3 protein-coding genes are annotated in these 1,032 nt (G+C 46.8%); 2 read left to right on the top strand and 1 reads right to left on the bottom strand.

The genetic code is table 11. From position 1 onward, the window contains the following. Positions 1–191, top strand: a 191-nt coding sequence (locus tag RCF13_RS06645) for a hypothetical protein (RefSeq protein ID WP_308140973.1), incomplete at its 5' end; no start/stop codon positions are given. A 237-nt stretch (positions 192–428) separates the two neighbouring features. Further along, on the top strand, positions 429–617 hold the full coding sequence (locus RCF13_RS06640) for a hypothetical protein (RefSeq protein WP_308140972.1): 189 nt from the start codon (positions 429–431) through the stop codon (positions 615–617). 159 nt (positions 618–776) lie between these two features. Here the strand turns inward: RCF13_RS06640 and RCF13_RS06635 are convergent. Then, positions 777–1,032, bottom strand: a 256-nt coding sequence (locus RCF13_RS06635; RefSeq protein ID WP_308140971.1) for a hypothetical protein, incomplete at its 5' end; no start/stop codon positions are given.

Genomic DNA, 1,032 nt, shown 5'->3' with positions numbered 1-1,032 from the left:
ATATTTATGTTGGGCGTAATTCTCCCGGTTTTCTACGCGTTGTAGCGTCTGAAAATTCATTTCAGGGATTTAACACTTATGTCCCTAGTGCGGCCAGAAAATATATAGTGGCTGTGGATGCTGGAGGTGGTGTGCCTTCTATTGTTGCCAACGATAATCTATACGGCAATGCGTCTGAGACGCCTGCCTAAGGATTGCATGTAAACTGGGTTGCTCATATACCTGCCTGATGCGCGACAGGGCAGGTATATGAGCCAAAAACTTAGCAACCCGCATTATCCTAATTTTGATTTAATACGGGTCTTTCTTGCCCTTTTGGTCGTATATGACCACTCATTAGCAAGGCGGCTTTTTCTTCCGAGGACCTAATGGACAAATCATCTCAGCTTACAGTCGTTTTACTCCACTCATCTGTCAACACCACTATCATGCTCATTGACGTGATGGTCACAAAGAAGGTTGTCACCCCCGGTGAGGGGGCGGCAATGCTTTTGCAGTACGCAGATAGAATGAATGAAGATGCTGAAAAGGTCGGCATTGACGCTCAGATCAAGCCCCTTATTGATCATGTGCACGCCAAGATTGAGCAATTGCAGTCTTTGAATAGGTCGGACTGATCACCACATAGCATTAGGTTGGATGCGCCTTGGTAGTCATGCACCAAAAACATCCCGATTAGACGGCGAGTGCGATAACCCCGTCAGTGCGCGGACGCCAATCCATGGCATGTCGCGGCGCACATTCAGCGCCCTCATTCAAAGGACGCTGAAAGGCATTTAAGCGCGAATGCTTATCAAGGGATTTCCCGGAGCTTTATCAAAGTGCTCCTTCGATAACCAAACGTCCCAATCCTTGAACGATACTGTTGATGCCCTAGTGTAATCCTCTGGCTGCCAAGTTTCTGTTGAAAAGCTTAACGGCTGCTGCATCTCGTTGAAGCCGAAGAATGAAATCAGATTAACCGCCTTATCTATGTGAAAAACACCAGAGTGCTCATCGATATTCACTACTTTTCCAACTTCCGTATCAACG

The organism is Stenotrophomonas maltophilia group sp. RNC7 (assembly GCF_030910085.1).
Lineage (GTDB): Bacteria > Pseudomonadota > Gammaproteobacteria > Xanthomonadales > Xanthomonadaceae > Stenotrophomonas > Stenotrophomonas sepilia.
This window is presented reverse-complemented; position numbering and strand designations above follow the sequence as displayed.